Below are 20,294 nucleotides of genomic sequence, written 5' to 3' on the forward strand. Positions count from 1 at the left end.
TATGATATGCAGAAACATCTTAGTAGTATATACTACTCCCCCTATTAAATGTGATACTAAATAATTTCTGTTATATAACAACAATCACTTAATCACGGATATAAAGTTCATCCTTTTGGCCTTTTACATAACCTGATGGCAAATCAGCATCAATCTGGTAGCTTACCATATGGTCACCGCAGAAGGTCTTATCATTACAGTGTTTTACACAATGACGGTGGCTCTTACCAAAAACGCTTTCCATACGAATTTCGTCCTGACGTCTGGCACAGTATGGATTATCACAGATGGAATACTTGCCTATTGGCATATGGTCAAAGCTCTTTATCATGGCATCAATAAGGGATTTTCTCATTGCTCTGCGCCAGCTCGGCCCTGGCCCCAAATTTCCAATAAACGGAAGTGATATATTGGCACTGGAGGAAGTACCCCTTGATAAATATTCTCCACGGTCAATATATCGTCCAGTTGCTACGTCAATTGCACGAACTGACAGTCTGAAATCACTCTGACGGGTAGAACCAAACATTTTACCCTTAACAACACTCTTTAAAGGTTTAATGTTAAACATGATTAGATAATCATAACCACCTAATCCTTCTTCCTCCAATTCCCTGGCAAACTGAACATAATCATCTTTAGGAAGTGTGGTGAGATGAGGGGTATAATCATAAGCGTTATTATTCAAAGAACCACTTTCTTCTACTTGGGTAGTTACTGTCGTTGATTCTCTATCAGTGACTGTACGCTTTATTGTTGTTTTCTCATGCATATTCTCCAGCTTTTCAAATTCCAAGGCCAACACATCATGGGCTTCACTTAGAATAAAGGTATCACCAGTATTGCGACGTCCCATATGGATATGCCCGTCGATATTTTCCATGCGTTCCATAGGGTAACGGGCTCCAGGGAACTTGGTATGAAGTACACGACGGATATACCCCATGGTGTCATCATCAAGCAAAGCCTCGTGGTCACCGGTAATAATATACCCTACCTTTATGCCTTGCTGTGGCTCATATTCAAAATCCCACTTTTTGGACTGGGTATCAGCCACACGGTGGTAAGCCACATCATCCCTATCAATATTCACAGTTGTTGCCGCATCAGCCATAGTTGGCAGGCCAACCATCACACCCGTACACATAAGAAAAGCCGCTATCCCTGCTGAAATATGATTTTTAAACATATCCCATTTCCTCCCATCATTAAACGAACTGTTTAAGAAATACCAAGTATATTTAAGCCATCTAAAAAAACATGCTTTATATGGGTATATATCTACCCATATAAATCTTACCATAATATTTTATCCATTACAATTAAACGATAAAAAGAATAAAATATAGGTTGAAATGTTTAAGTCTTGTTTTGGGTGATTGATTATGAAAGAAATTAATTATGGGAGAATAAATATAAAGCTAGATAATATACTTCAGGCACAAAATATCAGTATCAACAAGCTAGCATTTCGGGCTGAATTACAACGTTCCCAGGTCCGTGGATATTGTAAAAATACAATACAACGTCTTGACACAGCTGTTTTAGCCAGACTATGTTACGCCCTTGACTGTGATATTACTGATTTAATTGAATATATTCCGCCGGAAAGTGATTAAAGCAAAAAGCCAGCCCACGCGGCTGGCTTTTATAGTTCATATAATTCTATTAAATTATCAACATTAGCTGGTTTCTTTATGCTGGCATCAGCTTATTTCCATACCTCAGATATTTCCTCTGCCTGATAGAGTCCCCGTCTATCACAATACACTTGTATAGCAGTCCGATATTTTTCTTCACCGATGGACTCAGGAAAAACCACCTGATATTCCGCCTCCAAAGGGTTATCGGTGATAGTTTTGCTTTCCTCACTCTCGCCTACAGAATTATATTTAACGACAGCCAGCAAGCAGCCTTTAGCTGTGCCACGGGCCAGATTCCCCTTATACGCCCATTTCTCTATAGAGTATGAACCGTCCTCCATCTCTACACGCCACCATGATACCAAGGCCTTACCGGATTTTTGGAAATCTACAATGCTTGTCCGGAAATTATCTATGCTGTACACATCGCCCTTATAAGTAAATGCCCTGTTCCACACAGATGCCTCACCAGTATTAATACCGATATTTCCCGCGAAAAACATTATCATTACCATAGCAGCAATTTTACAAAGCAGCGGCAGCCGTTGTCTAATCATCCTAACCCATCCCCTTTAACTAAATGTAATCTTCCTAAAGTATAGCACAAAACCCACACGCTAAAAAGTATTCCTCCAATACATGATGGTTTTGCCCAGCTATTTTTTCACCTTAACTTCATCTATCTGCGTTCCATCAGGCAGGAAGCAACGAATCGTAATCTCTCTGCCGTCCACATCCATGGTCATATAATTATCGGTTTCCGGCTGAGGTGCCACCACCTTGTCCAAGGAATGATTAGTCCACAGACGGTCATAGCGTACATTACCGGATAAGCCACACAAAATATACAGTGGGCCATTAGGGTCATGCTTTCCCTGTATAACATGCCCACGATTTCTATATGTATGGAGGTGACCAGTCAATACAATATCTACATTGTATTTTTCAAAAATAGGCATAAACAGCTGACCTTCCTCGGAAAATCCTTCCTGGCGCTCCGGCCGTTTGGCAATACGATATTGAAGGACATCTCTATGCATCAGAACGATTTTCCATGGTTTATTTGTACCCTGCAAATCCTTTTCCAGCCAATTCGCCTGTTCATCCATTAACCCAGATTTAAAGTCCTTAATCTCTCTTTCTACTGTACCTAATACTGAAAAATGCACCTGACCATAATCAAAGGAATAATAATAACGGTTGAATTCCTTACTGTTATTAGCAGGAACATTGAAGTAGTGTAAGTAAGCCATAGGAAGCTGTTGCTTCCAGTCCCGGTTATAACACTCATGATTACCCAACACTGGTGCAAATGGTATCTGGTCAATAATGCCATCAAGGGCCCCGAACCAAGCCCGCCATTGACTGCTATCCTCTCCATTATCCACCAAATCACCCAAATTGGTGAAAATTTCCGCTTCCGGATGACTTTTAATGGCATTTTGGGCCACATTTCTCCAATCACTGTAATCACTGGACTGGGAGTCCGTAAAGATCAGCATAGAAAACTTATCTTTATTATCTGTAGCAGTCTGCACTGGAAACCATTTACTGGCTTTACTGCCATCTTCAACGGCAAATTCATACTTAACACCTTGCTCCAATTTATCCAGCAGGGCAGAATATTGAATGTGATTTTCTCCATCATCAAAAAAGGAATCATCCTGAGCAGGAATGACCATTTCCCGTTTAGTATCATTTTGCAGACGTAGACGGATTTGTGGATTGCTCATGTATTCCGTAGATTGCCACATTATTCTTCGACTCCTTGCGTTATCGGATGTCACCATCTGCCGAAGGTATTGTACTTGTTTATCCTGTAAAAGCTCTCTGGCCTGATTTTCTATATCCCGGCCAAGGGAGGTTTTTCTCAAAGTAAAAATACCGCCACCAACAGCCAATACACCAATTCCGGCCATGAGCTTTATAAAATTCCGGCGTGAGATTTTATTCTTTCCTGTCATATTTTATCAATCCTATTTCACACTACAATTTCTATCATTTCCCTATTTTTACAGTAAAAGCAAGGTCTAAGTCAAGTTTTTGTAATATATTTTTGCATTTTAAAAGCCAGCCGGTATCTCACCAGCTGGCTTTATACGATTCATTTTACTTTTGTTTCCCCAGCTTATAAGACTCGGCCAATAGCTGGATTGGGTGATAGACCACCTGTGGCATCTTATTTTGTACGATACCATCCGTTATATGCATACGGCAGCTTGGACAGCTGGCACATACATAGTCTGCATTGGTAGCCTTGATATTTTCACACTTCCTGTCATTAATCTGACGGGACAACTCATAATGAGCCAAGCTGAAGGAACCACCGGAGCCGCAGCAACGGTCATGCTCCTTCATTTCCACGAAGTTAAGGCCAGGAATGGACTTCAAAATCTCTCTAGGCTGCTCCGTAACGTGAATTCCACGGACCATATGACAAGGATCGTGCATGGTAACGGTCTTGTTGATAGCCCCAAGATTATCCGTTTTATATCCAGTCTCCACCAGGAACTGGCTGATTTCCCGTACCTTATCGGCCAAGGCCTGCGCCCTGACTGCCCAATCAGGCTCATCTTCCAGCCATTTTGGATAGTCGAGCAATGCTTCCACACAGGAACCGCAAGCACCAACAATATAATCGCAATCAAACCGCTCAAAGACTTCAATGTTGTGCTTAGCCATTTCATTGGCCAGCTCAAAGGCACCGGATACATGCACCGGCGTGCCACAGCAATGCTGAGCTCCCGGCAATATAACCTCATGACCATTTTCCTTCAATACTTCGATAACAGCTTTACCCATATCAGTGTACATGAAGTTAATAGTACATCCAGTAAAGAAAGCAACCTTATATCTAGGATTGTCCACCTTGATTACAGGTGGGTACTCTGCCCTCAATGGTGTAGAGGCCAATGGAGCCGTTGCTCTGTTCGGATCCATACCAGGCATTGGCAGACGGGAAAGCACTGCATTTTTATCTGGAATATCCTTAAAGGTGAGCCAGCCAAACATACCACCCATGCGCAATACTGTATTAAAGAGCGGGCGATTGGACAATAAACTGAATACAGTCTTTTTTATTGGATTAAGGCCACGGGCCTTAATGGTTGCATGACGCCCACGAAGTATCAGCTCATCTGCCTTTACACCGCAAGGACAGTTGGCAGCACAGGTCTTACAGGTAAGACACTGAGCCATCATAGAGTCAAATTCCTTGGTAATTTCCAGCTTGCCACTAAGGATAGCCTGCATCAGGGAAATCTTGCCTCTGGCAACGGAGAATTCCTTGCGGGTTTCCCGATAAATTGGGCACCCGGCCTGACAGTTACCGCATTTCATGCAGTTGGCCAACGCATCGTCTATATCCTTCAGCAATGTGGCATCATGCTTGTTAATTTCCTCTGCTGTGATTTCATTAGCCATATTAACACTCTCCTATCAGCTTGCCAGGGTTCAAAATCAGATTAGGATCAAGAGCCCGCTTGATAGCCTTCATGGCATTCATACCTTCCTTGCCGTGCTGGAGTTCCATCCAAGGGAGCTTGCCAAGGCCAATGCCATGCTCTCCTGAGAGAGTACCACCCAATTCAACAGCACCGCGGAAAATAACGTCCATAGCCTTATGAACCCGCTCCATCTCTTCCTTGTCACGAAGGTCACACACAATAGTAGGATGCATGTTGCCGTCTCCTGCATGACCAAAGGTACCAATGGTAACATTGAAATCCTTGGCAGCCTTGGTAACAATCTTCAGGAACTGGGTCAGCTTGCTTCTTGGAACAGTGGCATCCTCAACAAAGGTAGTTGGACGGAGCTTGGCCAGACAAGGCAGGGCCATACGACGGGCCGTCCAAAGCTGCTCCTTATGTTCAGGAGACTTGGCCAATGTAACCTCAGCGGCATTGTTTTTCTTCAATACCTCCATAACCTTTTCCTTCTCATCAGCCACAATAACCGGATGACCGTCAACCTCCAGAAGCAAAATAGCAGCTGCATCCGTTGGCAAGCCTACGTGCATAAAGTCCTCAACTGTACGGATAGAAGAATTGTCAAGTATTTCCATGGTTGCAGGAATAATCTTTGCTGCAATAATATCAGATACCGCATTACCGGCATCCTCCAGAGTGTTAAATACTGCAATCATGCTGGCCTGTGCCTCAGGCTTTGGAACCAGCTTAAGGTACGCCTTGGTGATAATACCAAGAGTACCCTCAGAGCCTGTAAAGAGCTTGGTCATATCATAGCCGGAAACATCCTTTACGTTCTTGCCACCTGTATGAATAATGTCACCATTGGCCAAAACTACTTCCAACCCCTGAACGTAATTCTTGGTAATACCATATTTCAGGCCACGGAGGCCACCGGAATTTTCGCAGATAGTACCACCAAGACTGGCAGTCTTTACAGTACCAGGATCAGGAGGATAAATAAGGCCATGTGGTGCAACATAATCATTAATATCCTGAACTACAACACCAACCTCAACCTCTGCAATAAGGTTCTCCAAATCCAGATCAAGTATTTTGTTAAAACGAAGCATCAACAGAACAATACCACCCTTAAGAGGTGCAGTGCCCGCTGAAAGATTAGTGCCTGAGCCTCTAGGATAAACTGGAATTTTGTGCTCGTTGGCAAACTTCATGATAGCAGATACTTCCTGTACATTGCCAGGGGAAACCACCACATCAGGCATATAAATATGGCCTGGTGTTGCATCATAAGAATATGCATAAAGGGCCTCCTTGGAATGAAGAACATTTTCTTCCCCGACAATCTTCTTCATCTCGGCAATCAATTGATCTTTTTCCATACTTACTCTCCTTTATAATGAATCAAAATAACACCGATAACGTCCTACTATAAATTTGTTCGACAAATCTGAATATATTCCTTCTTTTGAAAATAAAAAAATAAAATTATTTACGGCAATAAAATATTAGTTTTTATTAACACAAAAAGGATTCCTGCCACAAACAATAACATGGTAGGAATCCTTTTATATTACGTATTACGTCTGACAATTAATTATTTTTATTTAACATAATGAACCCGCAAGTTGTCATAGCGGTCCTGCTGAGGATTCTTCTTGGCAGGATAACCAAATGGCACAACGGTAAATACATCCAGATTATCTGATATATTCAAGGCTCTGGAAACCCGTTCCATCCTGTCAGCAAAAGGAGCTATTCCCAACATAACGCCACCCAGGCCCTGTTCCTCAATCTCCAGCAAAATATTTTCAGTAGCCAGGGACAAATCCACCTGCACCAACTCCGGAACCGGCAGATTCTCCTTGCGTCCACACACCACTATTGCCACAGGGGCACCTGCCACCATGCCTGTGTAAGGACTGGCCTTGGAAAGCTCCTGCAAAACAGACTTATCTGTTACTACATAAAACTCCCAAGGCTGTTGATTCATAGCAGAAGGAGCCGCCATAGCCGCCCGCAAAATCTTTTCGATCTTTTCAGACTCCACTGGCTTTTCCTCATAGCTGCGCACACTGGTACGGGAAAAAATTGCATTCATACTCTGCCTCACCTTTCTTACACTTACATACTTACTTGTTTCGGCATTTTTAGTTTTTATTTTGAAATATGGTGTTTAGAGCTTTTTTACCCCTTTTTTGTCCACCATGGCATACACCAACTTGGTGGCAGGAGGCTTATCTTGGCTAAAGGTCAGTGCATCCAAATATCTTTCAGCTGCTGGTTCCACCAGCTCCGCTCTTGAAGTATGCAGATTAGCCAACACCTCGCCCTTTTCCACCTTATCACCGGTTTTTTTGCACAGGACTATACCCGCTAACGGATCTATAATACTATCCATGGTTTCTCTGCCTGCCCCCAGCATAGTGGAAGCATTACCTATAGCTTCAGCATCCATATAAGAAATATAGCCATCAGTTGGAGATTTAAGCTCATAACAAATTGGTGCCACAGGGAATTTACTGCTATCCTCCAGCATTGTCGTATCTCCCCCCTGTGCCTTGGCCATATCAATTAGCTTTTGCAGGGCACTACCATCAGAGATACATTGGTTAACCATTGCAGTACATTCATCCATTGTTCCTTTGCCAGCCATCACCAGCAATGCCGCTGACAGTTCCACGCAGCCCTTGGTCAACGCTTTTGGTCCACGACCATTCAGCACATCAACTATCTCCTGCACCTCCAGGGCATTACCAATCTTATTCCCTATGGGCACATCCATGTTGGTGACAAAGGCCATAGTGCGTCGGCCATTATGTTCGCCGATGCTCACCATTTTTTCCGCTAATATAGTGGCATCTGCTTCATTTTTCATAAATGCTCCGCTGCCGCATTTTACATCCAGTAATATACAATCTGCCCCGGCCGCCAGCTTCTTGCTCATTATGGATGACGCAATCAACGGTATACTTGGCACACTGCCGGTAACATCACGAAGGGCATATAATATCTTATCCGCAGGAGCCAGATTACCACTCTGCCCGATAACACATACCCCTATTTCATTTACCTGTTTGAAAAAAGCATCCTTTTCCAGAGTGGTGCAATACCCCGGAATTGATTCCAGCTTATCCACCGTTCCACCTGTGTGTCCAAGACCACGGCCACTCATTTTGACCATTTTCACACCACAGGCCGCTACAATAGGTGCAATTCCCATGGTAAACTTATCCCCTACGCCTCCAGTGGAATGCTTGTCCACCTTTATGCCGTCAATGCCGGACAAGTCCACCATAACCCCGGAATGGGCCATAGCCAAAGTGAACTCTGCCAATTCTGGGTCCGTCATCCCCTGGAAATATATGGCCATCAGCAAAGCCGATATTTGATAGGCAGGAATTGTTTTAGCCACACAGCCGTCAATAAAATATTTTATTTCCTCAGTGGACAATTCACCGCCATCCCGTTTTTTGGCAATTATGTCCACCATACGAAAATGTTTTTTACCCATTACAAAAGCACCTCCACCAACGTTTCAAATCAGCAGAAGTCATCCAAAAATGACCATTCTTCCTCCAAGGACATATCCCCATCTGTCACCTCATAGGCTATGGCAATCATTTCACCCGGTTTATTTGGATTTTTAATAACCGGTTCTATAACATCACCCAGGCGACGGGTGAAAAGTCCCCTCGTTAGATTCAAAATGGTACCATCAGCCAGCTTCCAGCCTTCCTCCTCATTATCAAGGGCTATCTTTTCTGCCCCCTCAGGTGCCAAAAATCTGATTTCAGCCAAGCTATCCCTTTCACCATAAGGAATCATACTGAAATACCCGGTTTCGCCTCCCTGGAAATTATAGCTGCCCATATAGCTATTTTTTATGGAAGGAGATGCCATATCAGGGAATTTATCAACATCCAGTTCCTTGACTACACGGGCTGGGTTTCCTACCACCACACTATAATCCGGCACATCCTGGGTAACCACTGAACCAGCTCCCACAATAGCATATTTGCCCACTGTCACCCCAGGTAATATGGTAGCACCGGCACCAATCCATGCTCTTTGCTTAATACGAACCGGTTTGCAGGTCAAAACCATCCGCTCATAAGGATCATGATTATTTGAAAGTACAGAAACATTTCCCGCAATCTGCACATCATCCTCAATGGTAATGCCACCCCGGGCCATGGCCAGAAAATTGCTGTTAATATATACATTCTTTCCAATAACAATATTATGAGCACAAACCGCCGACAAAGGTGCAACTATATAACTGCCTTCACCAACCCCCTCGCCAAAGATATCCTTAATAGCCGTCATGTATTCCTCAGTTCGAGGCATGGTATGATTCAGTTTAAATAGCTTTTTTTCCAATTCAATTGCTTCATTTCTATCTTCATTACTAATTTGGCGTAAATCCACAACGATATCCTTCATGATAATATCCCCAAACTCTCTTTTTTAATTAAAATACTATATAAATTTTACACCAAGATACAAAATATTGTAAACCTCAAAGAAAAACAAAGCCCCTGCTATCAGAAAATACATTCCAATAACAGGGACCAAAAATAATACTTTGATTAATTAAATTACTTTACTCCCAAAGTAATGTTCTCACCGTTGATATTCCACTCCTTGGTGAAACCATCGGTGGTACCATAGGTAATACCATCACAGAGGACAATGCTCTTTACCATATCCTCGTTGCGGGACAGGATGCCGGTGAGCTTGTCATTTCCTGCTGCAAATACGTTAATGCGGTCAGTAACCTCAAAGCCATTTTCTTTACGCATGGTCTGGAGCTTGGAGATAATCTCACGGACAAAGCCCTCCTCAACCAGCTCAGGAGTCAACGTTGTTTCGAGAGCTATAGTAACCTTGCCATAGCGCTGGGTTGCAAAGCCTTCAGTCTGGGACATAGTAATATCAATATCCTCAGGAATCAGCTCTACATCGCCGCTCTTTAAGGACAGCTTCAGCTTGCCGGTCTTGTCCAGCTCCTCCTTGGCAGCAGCACCATCCAGCGTTGCCAGAGCAGCCTTGACCTCACCGATCTGCTTTCCTACCTTAGGGCCAAGCACCTTGAACTGAGGCTTAAGGGTGTAGGAGAGATACTCCTCCATATCATCCTTGAACTCAACATTCTTCACGTTCAGCTCACCAGCCACGATTTCCTTAAAGAAGTCGTCGAGCTCGCTGTCAGCCTTTACAAAGATATTACCAATTGGCTGACGGTTCTTGATGTTGGATGCATTACGGGCAGCACGGCCAAGAACTACTACCTCAAGTACCAGCTCCATGTTCTTCTCCAGCTCAGCATCAATAAATGCCTCATTGGCAACCGGGAAGTCAGTCATGTGAACGGACATAGGAGCCTTATCATCTACGCTGCATACGAGATTTCTGTAAATGCTCTCAGTGATGAATGGAACCATAGGAGCAGCCAGCTTAATAACGGTAACCAACGCAGTATACAGAGTCATGTAAGCATTGATCTTATCCTGGTTCATTTCCTTGCCCCAGAAACGCTCACGGCTGCGGCGTACATACCAGTTGGACAGCTCATCCACAAATTCCTGGAGAGCCTTGGCAGTCTCAGTAACCTTGTAGTTGGCCAGATTGTTATCCACGGTCTTAATAAGAGTATTCAGGCGGGACAGCACCCACTTATCCATTACTGACAGTTTGTCATAATCCAGCTCATACTTGGTAGCGTCGAAATTATCGATATTAGCATACAGAACATAGAAGGCATAGGTATTCCAAAGAGTACCCATGAACTTACGCTGGCCCTCCTGAACCGCATCATCATGGAAACGATTTGGCAGCCAAGGTGCACTGTTTTCATAGAAATACCAACGAATAGCATCTGCGCCATGCTTGTTAAGAGCATCCATAGGGTCAACAGCATTGCCCTTGGACTTGCTCATCTTCTTACCGTCCTTATCCTGAACATGGCCCAGGACAATTACATTCTTATAGGAAGAATTATCAAAGAGCAATGTGGAAATTGCCAGCAATGAATAGAACCAGCCACGGGTCTGGTCTACAGCCTCGGAAATAAAGTCAGCCGGATAACGCTCCTCAAAGATTTCCTTATTTTCAAACGGATAATGCCACTGGGCAAATGGCATGGAACCGGAATCGAACCAGCAGTCAATAACCTCTGGTACACGCTTCATTTCCTTGCCACAATCCGGGCACTTAATAGTAACAGCATCGATATATGGACGGTGAAGCTCAATATCCTCTGGACAGTTGTCAGACATGGTCTTCAGCTCCTCAATGGAACCGATGGAATGCTGACAGCCACAGGAACACTCCCAAATGTTAAGTGGTGTACCCCAATATCGGTTACGGCTGATTCCCCAATCCTGAACATGCTCAAGCCATTCACCGAAACGGCCCTTGCCGATGGTGTCTGGCAGCCAGTTAATGGTGTTGTTGTTGGCAATGAGCTTTTCCTTTACATCAGTCATCTTGATGAACCAGGACTCACGAGCATAATAAATCAGTGGAGTGTCGCAACGCCAGCAGTGTGGATAGCTATGCTCGAACTTAGGTGCCTTAAAGAGCTTGCCGGAAGCCTTCAAATCATCCAAAATCATTGGATCCGCATCCTTAACGAATACACCGGCCCACTTGGTTTCCTCGGTCATGTTACCCTTGCTGTGAACAAACTGAACAAAGTCCATATCGTAGTTGCGGCAAACACGGGCATCGTCCTCACCAAAGGCAGGAGCAGTGTGAACGATACCAGTACCATCAGAGGTAGTTACATAGTCATCACACATTACAAAGAAGCACTTTTTCTTAATCTTACCCTCAGCAAATGGATAAAGCGGCTCGTATTCCTTGTGCTCCAAAGTCTTACCCTTAAAACGCTCCACTATTTCTACCTTAGCAGCTTCCTCTGGGTTATCCTTGGACTTAATGCCGGAGAATACGCTCTCTACCAGCGCCTCAGCCAAAATCAGATACTCGCCGTTGCAGCTTACCTTAACATAATCCACATCAGCATTTACAACCAAGCCCAGATTGGAAGGCAATGTCCAAGGGGTGGTAGTCCAAGCCAGGAAGGAGGTATTCTCCTCACCCTTTACCTTAAAGCGAACCATGGCGGAACGCTCCTTAATATCTTTGTAGCCCTGAGCCACCTCATGTGATGACAATGGTGTACCACAGCGAGGGCAGTAAGGAACTACCTTGTGCCCCTTATAAAGGAGGCCTTTCTTCCAAATTTCGTTAAGAGCCCACCAAACGGACTCAATATAATTATTTTCATAGGTAATGTAAGGATTGTCCATATCAGCCCAGAAGCCAACAACATCGGAGAATTCCTCCCACATGCCCTTGTACTTCCACACGGACTCACGGCATTCCTTGATAAACGGCTCAATACCGTACTTTTCAATCTGCTCCTTACCATCCAGCCCCAGCTTCTTCTCCACCTCCAGCTCTACAGGGAGACCATGGGTATCCCAGCCAGCCTTACGGAGAATCTTCTTGCCCTTCATGGACTGATAACGAGGCAGCATATCCTTGATAACACGGGTCAAAACGTGACCGATATGAGGCTTGCCGTTGGCAGTTGGGGGGCCATCGTAGAAAGTAAAGGTATCGCAGCCTTCGCGGATATCAATACACTTCTTGGCAATGTCATTTTCCTTCCAAAACTTCAGGATTTCTCTTTCGCGCTGAACGAAATTCAGGTTTGTGTCAACCTTGTTGTACAAAATGATTACCTCCTGTTTTTGCTGTACTGGCAGCCATCAAAATAAAAACTCCCGCCCAAAATAGGACGGGAGCTACAATGTAAAATAAAAGACTTCACCCCAAAACAGGATGAAGCCTAGCTTCACTATACCACCTATTTCGTATACCAGCATATACTATCTCTATAACGGGAGATCCCGGCTCAGCCTACTCTGCAACAAGCATATTGCATTTTGACCTGCTACTCCGAAGTGATTTTCATCTGTCGCTACTACTACAGGGCTTTCACCGCTTCCCTGCTCGCTAAAAGGTTCACCTACAGATTACTTTCTTCATCATTGTTTTTCATTTCTTAAACTGTTTGAAATTGTACCATATATTGTATTTTTCTGCAATAAAAATGTATGATTATCTATCCTCAGATAGCAAACTTCTTTACTACAGCAGGCTCTTCATTCAGTGAAAACAGTTCAGAGGAAGGATCAACAACATTAAGCTGTCTGTCCGCATTATCTCCACAAATCGTCTGTAAAATAAAATCAAACTGTCTTGCCACATCCATGAAAGAAGCAATCTCCTGATCGCTGTCATCCCAATTAATGTCATCAAAGAAAATAGTGATTGTCTTATCAGTTTCCTTGTACTCAGTCAGACGTGCCAACATATTTCTTACATTGGTAATAACCTTCTTTGGGTTAATGCCGTTCAAATAATCCTCAATGGAAAAAGTTATGGCTACATCACTTGTCTTGCTCATTTCTTGCTTCATACCCTTTCTTAAACATATGTAATGACGCATTTCCAGTAATAAATATACACATTAACATACTAAAAATACGGGGATATATTATCATAGATATACTAATTTGTAAATATTATCCATTAATTATTTAGTACTATTAAAAAGAAAACAATGGCCTGCAGCCCTTATTAATTATCAGCCCCAGCTGTTCATACACCTGCTGGTTCATGTGACAATCATTTAGTGCCCGGTGGGCTCCCTGAGTGGAAATACCATAATATTCCGCCAACACGGTAAGGCTGTGTCGCTTTAGCTGGGGCAGATATTTTCTGGCCAGTCTCAAGGTATCCACATAGTCATTCCCCGGTATACCACCGTAAAACTTCTCACTGTCACGATAGATAAATTTTAAATCAAAGCTATGGATATTGTGTCCCACCAAGGTCATGCCCTCGGTGAAATCAATAAACTTCATCAGCACATCGTTGAACAACGGCGCATCCGCCACCATAGCATCCGTAATACCATTTACCCTGGAGGCATCGTATGGAATACTCCGCTGGGGATTAACAAGGCTGGAAAACTCCTCCTCCACCACACCACCAATGACCTTTAAGGCCGATATTTCCACCACACTGTCCTTGTAACAGGAAATACCCGTGGTTTCCAGGTCAAATACCACATAATCTGGAACATATTCCACCAACTGCTTGCCTTTGGTTTTTCCTAACATAAATTCCTCTTTCTATTATGTTTTCTTATTTCAGCTCTAACCCTACTGGGCAGTGGTCGCTGCCGAAGATTTCGTTATAGATGGTAGCTGACTCGATTTTATCATCGAGGCGATTAGAAATAAGGAAGTAGTCTATACGCCATCCGGCGTTGTTGGCTCTGGCCTTTCTCAGATAGGACCACCAGGTGTATGCTCCGGTTACATCTGGATACACCTTTCTAAATGTATCGGTAAAGCCTGCCTGCAAAAGCTCCGTGAATTTCTGGCGTTCATCATCGGTAAAGCCGGCGTTCTTATGATTGGTTTTTGGATTTTTCAAGTCGATTTCCTTATGGGCTACGTTTAAGTCACCACAAATAATAACCGGCTTTTCCTTGTCCAGACCGCAAACATACTCCTTAAAGGCTTCTTCCCAGGTCATACGATAAGCAAGGCGAGCCAACTCCTTTTGAGAATTTGGAGTGTACACCGTCACCAGATAGTAGTCCTCAAACTCCATAGTGATGACACGGCCCTCATGGTCATGCTCCTCAATGCCAATACCATAGGTTACATCAATAGGCTCCACCCTGGTAAAGATAGCGGTACCGGAATAACCCTTCTTTTCCGCGCTGTTCCAATACTGCTTGTAACCTGGCAAATCAAGGATAGCCTGCCCCTCCTGCATCTTTGTTTCCTGAAGGCAGAAAACATCAGCATCCATATCCCTGAATGATTCCATGAATCCCTTTGTCAGACAGGCCCGAAGGCCGTTAACATTCCACGATACAAAACGCATACACTATCCCCCCATTACCCCTGAGTTGGGTCACCAACCATCAGGAGATACGCAATTACAATAATGCCCAGAGCTATACGGTAGTAGCCAAATGGCTTAAAGTCGTTGTTCTTAATATATCTTAACAGGAATTTAATGGAAATAACAGATACTACAAAGGCTGTGGCCATGCCGATAACCAGAATCAGCATTTCCGCCCCGGTGAAATGGATACCAAATTTAACGATTTTTAAAAGGCTGGCACCAAACATAACCGGTATTGCCAAAAAGAAGGTAAACTCAGCTGCCACATAGCGGGAAGCACCAAAAAGAATACCACCCAATATAGTGGAGCCGGAACGGGATGTGCCCGGCACCAAAGAAAGCACCTGGAAAAGACCAATTATAAACGCTGTCTTATAGCTCAGCTTATTCAAGTCAGTAACTGCCGGAGTGCGGTTTTTGTTGTAGTTCTCCACCACAATGAACATAATACCATAGAAAATCAAGGTAAAGGCCACCACCGGAGCCGTCATGAAGTGCTCCTCCATGTACTTGTTGAACATAAGGCCAATAATTGCCGCTGGAAGACAGGCAAATATTACCTTGTACCACAGCTGATAGGTCTCCTTCTTTTCAATGCTGGATTTGTGGCTGGAAAATGGATTCAGCCTATCAAAATTCAGCACCACAACAGCCAGAATAGCTCCCAGCTGAATAACCACAAGGAACATATCCATAAAGGACTTTGAAACATCCAGCTTGATAAACTCGTCCACCAAAATCATGTGGCCGGTACTGCTGATAGGAAGCCACTCCGTAAGGCCCTCCACAATACCTAATATTACAGTTTTAATCAATTCCATAAAGCTCAAATCCATATTTTATCTCTCTCCTAATTTAATTCAATCTAACTGCCATATTATACCCCTAAATATAATATTTTTCCACAAGAAAAAGGCAAAAACAAGCGGGACACTATTACGCGCCCCGCCGTGAGTTAATATAGTTTTTTAATAACTACCGCTGCCACCGCCGTTGCTGCTGCTTCTGCCGCCGCCACCTCCGGAGCTTGAGTTGTCGCTCTTAACCCGCTTGGTCACAGTTCTGGTAGTACGCAAGAATGTATCACTCTGTTCAGTGATGTTGACGGAATTTCTGTCCAAATATTCATCAGCCTCTCCCACAAACCGAACATTGCTCATCTTGCCACGTAAATACTCAACCCAAATCCAGCCAAGGCCTAAAGAAGCCAGCACAGCCAATACAAAGCCTACATAACTAAATTCATTGGCCGGATCCCAAGGCTCCCCTTCTTCCTCATAATAGGCAAGAAGCCGGTCTACCTCGTCGGCATAGGCATTGAAGGCACCGTCATAATTGTTGTCCTTCAGATCACTCATGAAGGCATCTTTTATGGCCGGATAGCCATTTTCATCAGTAACACGTGCCCGCATATTGTTGTCGGTAGTAACAGCCCATTTTCTGGCACTTGGACAAACCACCATCATAATGCTGCCATTATTATGGGCCTCGTCACGATAGTACTTGTTCAGGGTATCGTCAGCAAATTTCTTGATGCCGCTCTCACTGCCCGTCCTGGAATCCTTTGGAACTGTCATTACCACTACCCGCACATTGTGCTTTTGTTCAATGTCCTTTAGTTTTTGCAGTAAACCCTTCTGCTGATCGGGTTTCAGTAAATTTTCCATATCATGGAGACTCACTTGACCCAAATTATCCGGCAATTCAAGATTTGCTACGTCCTTCTTATCTGTTTGAGTAGAATTTGTCTGTACCGGCTTCACCTTGGTAGTTTCCGCCATGACAGGCATGGTAAAAGCAACCATCAAAAGCAGGGACATCAAAATCGTTACTATTTTTCTCATTTTATGTCCCCCTTCTTAATCCATCATGGCTTCCGCCAGTATCAGGACAATCCACTTAAAAATGAAGTAAGTGATTGGCAAGGTGATCAGAGCACCAATTCCCATATACATCTTGGCCTTGTTCTCGTCCACCGGAAGCTCTCCCACCAGCTTGCCAGTCTGGCCATTCATAATAAAGGTATAAGGCTTATTCTGATACTTTGTGGTCAAAATCCACACTGGGGCCATGGCATACTGCTGCCTGCCGGCAATCTGCTCAACCTTAAGAGAATCCGTACTACAGGAGTCGTAGCCATCCAACGTACACTGAAGCACACCATCAGCTGACTGATATACACGCTCCTGTGCAAACGGATAGGCTTTTTCAGCATCCACATCATACTTGTCTGCCAGGAAGCCAGCCATATAAGCCGTGGTAAACGGAACCATTTTAGTATAATCAAATGGCTCTATACTCTCCATCCATTTATCATCCATCTTTTCACTGCCATCTACTGGAACGTTATTAAACTGCATGACACCTGTACGAAGTACCTTGTAATGGTCTGTCTCTGTCACATCATAATCCCCGTCCGTGTAGTAGCGTGACTTGGTAGCTGAAAACGTTCCCCTGGCCTCCACAGTCTCATCAAAGAGCCAATATGGCACATACATACCCTGAATAGCCTCAATACGGGACTGTGATGCAAAATTACTTGGAAGGAGCCACTTACCTCTATGATAGGCAGCAAAAGCCCTCTTGGCATCTTCCTTGGTGGTATTGAAGGGTATAACCATATCAGGCCGTAACTGTCTTTCATACCGTCCTGGCACCATGGTAGGATTACCACAATATACACATTCAGTGGCCATGGTGTTGTTATCGCAGACAATTTCTGCACCACAGGAGGAACAGGTCATGGCCTTTAAAATCGCAATTTCTTCTGCCTCCCAGGCACCACCAGCAGCTTCCATTTCAAATGTCTTTTTCTCGATTTTGGCATCCTTTACATCCTGGGCCTGTACAGCCGCCTCCTCCTTGGCATCATAAAACTTCTCAATTTCCTCTACGGAAAATTCAGATTCGCAGAATTCACACTTTATTCTGTTGCCACTGCCCGGAGTATAGGCCAACGGTGCACTACAGCTGGGACATTTATAGTTTACTGAAGTATCTGCCATCTTTATCCTCCAATCAGTTATTTTTGAAGACTAAAAATATGGTTTATCGCCATCACTGAATGTCGTTTTCATCGAATACATCTCCACATTCTGGACAGAATTTAGGTGGATGATGTGGATCCTCTGGCTGCCAGCCGCACTTATCACACTTGTAAAGAGGTGCGTCTGCTGGCTTCTTGGCACCACAGTTAGGACAGAACTTACCCTGATTTACACTGCCACAGCTGCAGGTCCAGCCCTGAGGTTCAGGTTTTTTGGCACCGCACTGGGTACAGAACTTGCCAGTATTTTCATTACCACAAGAGCACTTCCAGCTTCCAGCCGGAGCTGCCGCAGCTGGTGGCGGTGTCTGAGGTGGCTGAGGCTGCTGTACCTGTTGAGCCTGCTGCTGTTGCATTGCTCCCATCTGCATCATCTGGGCCGCATTATTGCCTCCCATGTTACCAGCCATACCCATGCCCATAAATGCCCCCATGGCGCCCATACCGCCTGACTCGTTGGAGGCTGCCATCTTCATGCTGTCAGCAGTGGCACCGGCCATCTGAAGACCAGCCATGTGTGCATTACCCATGCTGGCATAACGCTGGAAGTCCTTAATCTTTTCTTCGTCCTCATCACTGGCCTTTACGCTGCTGACACCAAAGGAAACGATTTCAATTCCTCTTAGATCACGCCATTTTTGGCTCAGGAGATCATTCAGGGTATCTGCCAGTTCATCAACATGACCTGGAATACTCGTATATTTTATTTCTTTCTCGGACAGCTTGGATAACGCCGACTGTAGCTTGGTCATCAGCTCGGATTTAAGCTGGCTGTCAATGGATTCCCTGGAATAAGAATCCGTTATATTGCCACTAAGATTGGTGTAAAACAAAATAGGATTGGTAATCCTGTAGCTGTACTCACCAAAGCACCGCAGTGAAACCGTCATACTGAGGCCACTGCGAGGATCAAAGGTTTCAAATGGCACCGGGCTTGGTGTACCATATTTGTTGCCAATGATTTCCTTGGTATTAACAAAATATACCCGCTGATCCTTCCCCGGATCTCCGCCAAAGGTAAAGCGCTTGCCAATTTCACCAAAGATTGCCTTTACATTGTCTGCCAAACCGCCAGTAAATACAGATGGCTGAAGGGAAGTATCATATCTGTACTCACCTGGCTCAGAGCAAATATCGACTACCTTGCCCTGCTCCACAATAATCATACACTGTCCTGTATTAACAGCCACCACAGACCCGTTGGAAATAACATTGTCCTCTGCACTGGTATTGGAGCTGCGCCCCTGACTGCTGGTTCTCTTTTGTCCCTTCACAATAAGCAAATCAGCTGGAATACTGTCACAATAAATAAATTCCTTCCACTGATCCGCCAAAGTGCCGCCAACGGCTCCCATCGCTGCTTTAATAAGGCCCATAAAATATACCCCCCATACTAATAATTAAACCTTTAACAATCATTATTCAAATAACCAATACTACGGTTATCTATTCTATATTTGTTATAAAAAACCTTTTATTATCCAAATAAATATGACTTTCGCACCATAAAATGAAAAATGCATACTGCTTTTCATATAAAATGAGGCACCCTTCGTGTATTGCCCAAGCAGTATCACGAAAAATGCCTCATACTCATTTATACATTATAAAATTTTATTTAAGGAGTTCATCCATACGGGAAAGTGGCTTGCTGACATCCATGTGTCCCTTAAGTGTCTCCACATTCCGACCGTCAATGGTTATCTGAACCTTCTTAATCTCAGGGAACTCTGTAAGTGTATTAACAACGGAACCCACCAAAAATTCCTCCCCAGTGGAGCCACCATTGAAGTGCTTTATAAGCCCCTTGTCAAAATCCACCTTGGCAGTATCGCCGTTGACAGTTACACCTAACAGCTTTGCCTGCTTTGGTATAACTGTAGTGAGCTTACCATCGTCAGTGCCTTCCATCAGTGCACCCATGGCAGCCTTATACTTGGTAGTACCAGCAACCTTCACAGTCTTATCAACTGCCACCAGCTTAGTAGCATCCTTATTCGGGAAATACACCTTTATCTTGATTTTTTCTTCTGTTGGTTTTTCAGTCTTGTTCTCCACCACAGTGTTGGTGTTCTTATTAGATTGCTGGTTATTTTCTTTATCGCAGCCAGCCACCACGATGGTCATAAGCACAAGCATCAATGCTGCAATAATCTTTGTCATTTTCATTAT

18 protein-coding genes are annotated in these 20,294 nt (G+C 44.0%); 1 reads left to right on the forward strand and 17 read right to left on the reverse strand.

Annotated features, from left to right (window positions below):
- Nucleotides 1-88 precede the first annotated feature (88 nt).
- Nucleotides 89-1,189, reverse strand: coding sequence for a hypothetical protein (locus ACKI5G_RS01125; RefSeq protein ID WP_407396831.1), 1,101 nt, complete (start codon nt 1,187-1,189; stop codon nt 89-91).
- A gap of 196 nt (nt 1,190-1,385) precedes the next feature.
- On the opposite strand from ACKI5G_RS01125, the gene ACKI5G_RS01130 reads away from it, so the two are divergent.
- The gene (locus ACKI5G_RS01130) at nt 1,386-1,619 is read left to right on the forward strand and encodes a helix-turn-helix domain-containing protein (RefSeq protein ID WP_407396833.1); all 234 of its coding nucleotides are present in this window, start codon (nt 1,386-1,388) and stop codon (nt 1,617-1,619) included.
- A 92-nt stretch (nt 1,620-1,711) separates the two neighbouring features.
- On the opposite strand, the gene ACKI5G_RS01135 is transcribed toward ACKI5G_RS01130, so the two are convergent.
- From ACKI5G_RS01135 to ACKI5G_RS01210, 16 genes are all read right to left on the reverse strand, one after another.
- Entirely contained in the window at nt 1,712-2,200 is a 489-nt protein-coding gene (locus ACKI5G_RS01135) for a hypothetical protein (protein ID WP_407396835.1), read from the reverse strand.
- Between the two features lie 99 nt (nt 2,201-2,299).
- Nucleotides 2,300-3,607 carry a metallophosphoesterase family protein gene (locus ACKI5G_RS01140; protein ID WP_407396837.1) on the reverse strand — a complete coding sequence of 436 codons (1,308 nt, stop codon included), beginning with the start codon at nt 3,605-3,607 and terminating at the stop codon, nt 2,300-2,302.
- Nucleotides 3,608-3,752: 145 nt separating this feature from the next.
- On the reverse strand, nt 3,753-5,066 hold the full coding sequence (locus tag ACKI5G_RS01145; protein WP_407396839.1) for a (Fe-S)-binding protein: 1,314 nt from the start codon (nt 5,064-5,066) through the stop codon (nt 3,753-3,755).
- A 1-nt stretch (nt 5,067) separates the two neighbouring features.
- Nucleotides 5,068-6,453, reverse strand: a complete 1,386-nt coding sequence (locus tag ACKI5G_RS01150) for an FAD-binding oxidoreductase (RefSeq protein ID WP_407396841.1) — start codon at nt 6,451-6,453, stop codon at nt 5,068-5,070.
- A 221-nt stretch (nt 6,454-6,674) separates the two neighbouring features.
- On the reverse strand, nt 6,675-7,172 hold the full coding sequence (locus tag ACKI5G_RS01155) for a nitroreductase family protein (protein ID WP_407396843.1): 498 nt from the start codon (nt 7,170-7,172) through the stop codon (nt 6,675-6,677).
- Between the two features lie 75 nt (nt 7,173-7,247).
- The gene (locus tag ACKI5G_RS01160; protein ID WP_407396845.1) at nt 7,248-8,585 is read right to left on the reverse strand and encodes a thymidine phosphorylase; all 1,338 of its coding nucleotides are present in this window, start codon (nt 8,583-8,585) and stop codon (nt 7,248-7,250) included.
- A 29-nt stretch (nt 8,586-8,614) separates the two neighbouring features.
- Nucleotides 8,615-9,517, reverse strand: a complete 903-nt coding sequence (locus ACKI5G_RS01165) for a DapH/DapD/GlmU-related protein (protein ID WP_407396846.1) — start codon at nt 9,515-9,517, stop codon at nt 8,615-8,617.
- 155 nt (nt 9,518-9,672) lie between these two features.
- On the reverse strand, nt 9,673-12,819 hold the full coding sequence (gene ileS / locus ACKI5G_RS01170) for an isoleucine--tRNA ligase (protein ID WP_407396848.1): 3,147 nt from the start codon (nt 12,817-12,819) through the stop codon (nt 9,673-9,675).
- Between the two features lie 398 nt (nt 12,820-13,217).
- A complete protein-coding gene (locus ACKI5G_RS01175) occupies nt 13,218-13,556 on the reverse strand; it encodes a hypothetical protein (RefSeq protein ID WP_407396850.1) in 339 nt (112 codons plus the stop codon).
- Nucleotides 13,557-13,698: 142 nt separating this feature from the next.
- Entirely contained in the window at nt 13,699-14,274 is a 576-nt protein-coding gene (locus tag ACKI5G_RS01180; protein ID WP_407396852.1) for a PolC-type DNA polymerase III, read from the reverse strand.
- A 25-nt stretch (nt 14,275-14,299) separates the two neighbouring features.
- A complete protein-coding gene (locus tag ACKI5G_RS01185) occupies nt 14,300-15,052 on the reverse strand; it encodes an exodeoxyribonuclease III (protein WP_407396854.1) in 753 nt (250 codons plus the stop codon).
- A 14-nt stretch (nt 15,053-15,066) separates the two neighbouring features.
- Nucleotides 15,067-15,912 (reverse strand): undecaprenyl-diphosphate phosphatase, encoded by an 846-nt coding sequence (locus ACKI5G_RS01190; protein WP_407396856.1) that lies wholly within the window; start codon nt 15,910-15,912, stop codon nt 15,067-15,069.
- 132 nt (nt 15,913-16,044) lie between these two features.
- Nucleotides 16,045-16,920, reverse strand: a complete 876-nt coding sequence (locus ACKI5G_RS01195; RefSeq protein ID WP_407396858.1) for a TPM domain-containing protein — start codon at nt 16,918-16,920, stop codon at nt 16,045-16,047.
- Between the two features lie 15 nt (nt 16,921-16,935).
- Nucleotides 16,936-18,081 (reverse strand): zinc finger domain-containing protein, encoded by a 1,146-nt coding sequence (locus ACKI5G_RS01200; protein WP_407396860.1) that lies wholly within the window; start codon nt 18,079-18,081, stop codon nt 16,936-16,938.
- A 52-nt stretch (nt 18,082-18,133) separates the two neighbouring features.
- Entirely contained in the window at nt 18,134-19,498 is a 1,365-nt protein-coding gene (locus ACKI5G_RS01205; RefSeq protein ID WP_407396862.1) for an SPFH domain-containing protein, read from the reverse strand.
- Nucleotides 19,499-19,736: 238 nt separating this feature from the next.
- The gene (locus ACKI5G_RS01210; protein ID WP_407396864.1) at nt 19,737-20,291 is read right to left on the reverse strand and encodes a GerMN domain-containing protein; all 555 of its coding nucleotides are present in this window, start codon (nt 20,289-20,291) and stop codon (nt 19,737-19,739) included.
- Between the last annotated feature and the right edge of the window lie 3 nt (nt 20,292-20,294).

It is taken from the genome of Anaerovibrio sp. (assembly GCF_045637405.1).
Taxonomy (GTDB): Bacteria; Bacillota; Negativicutes; order Selenomonadales; family Selenomonadaceae; genus Anaerovibrio.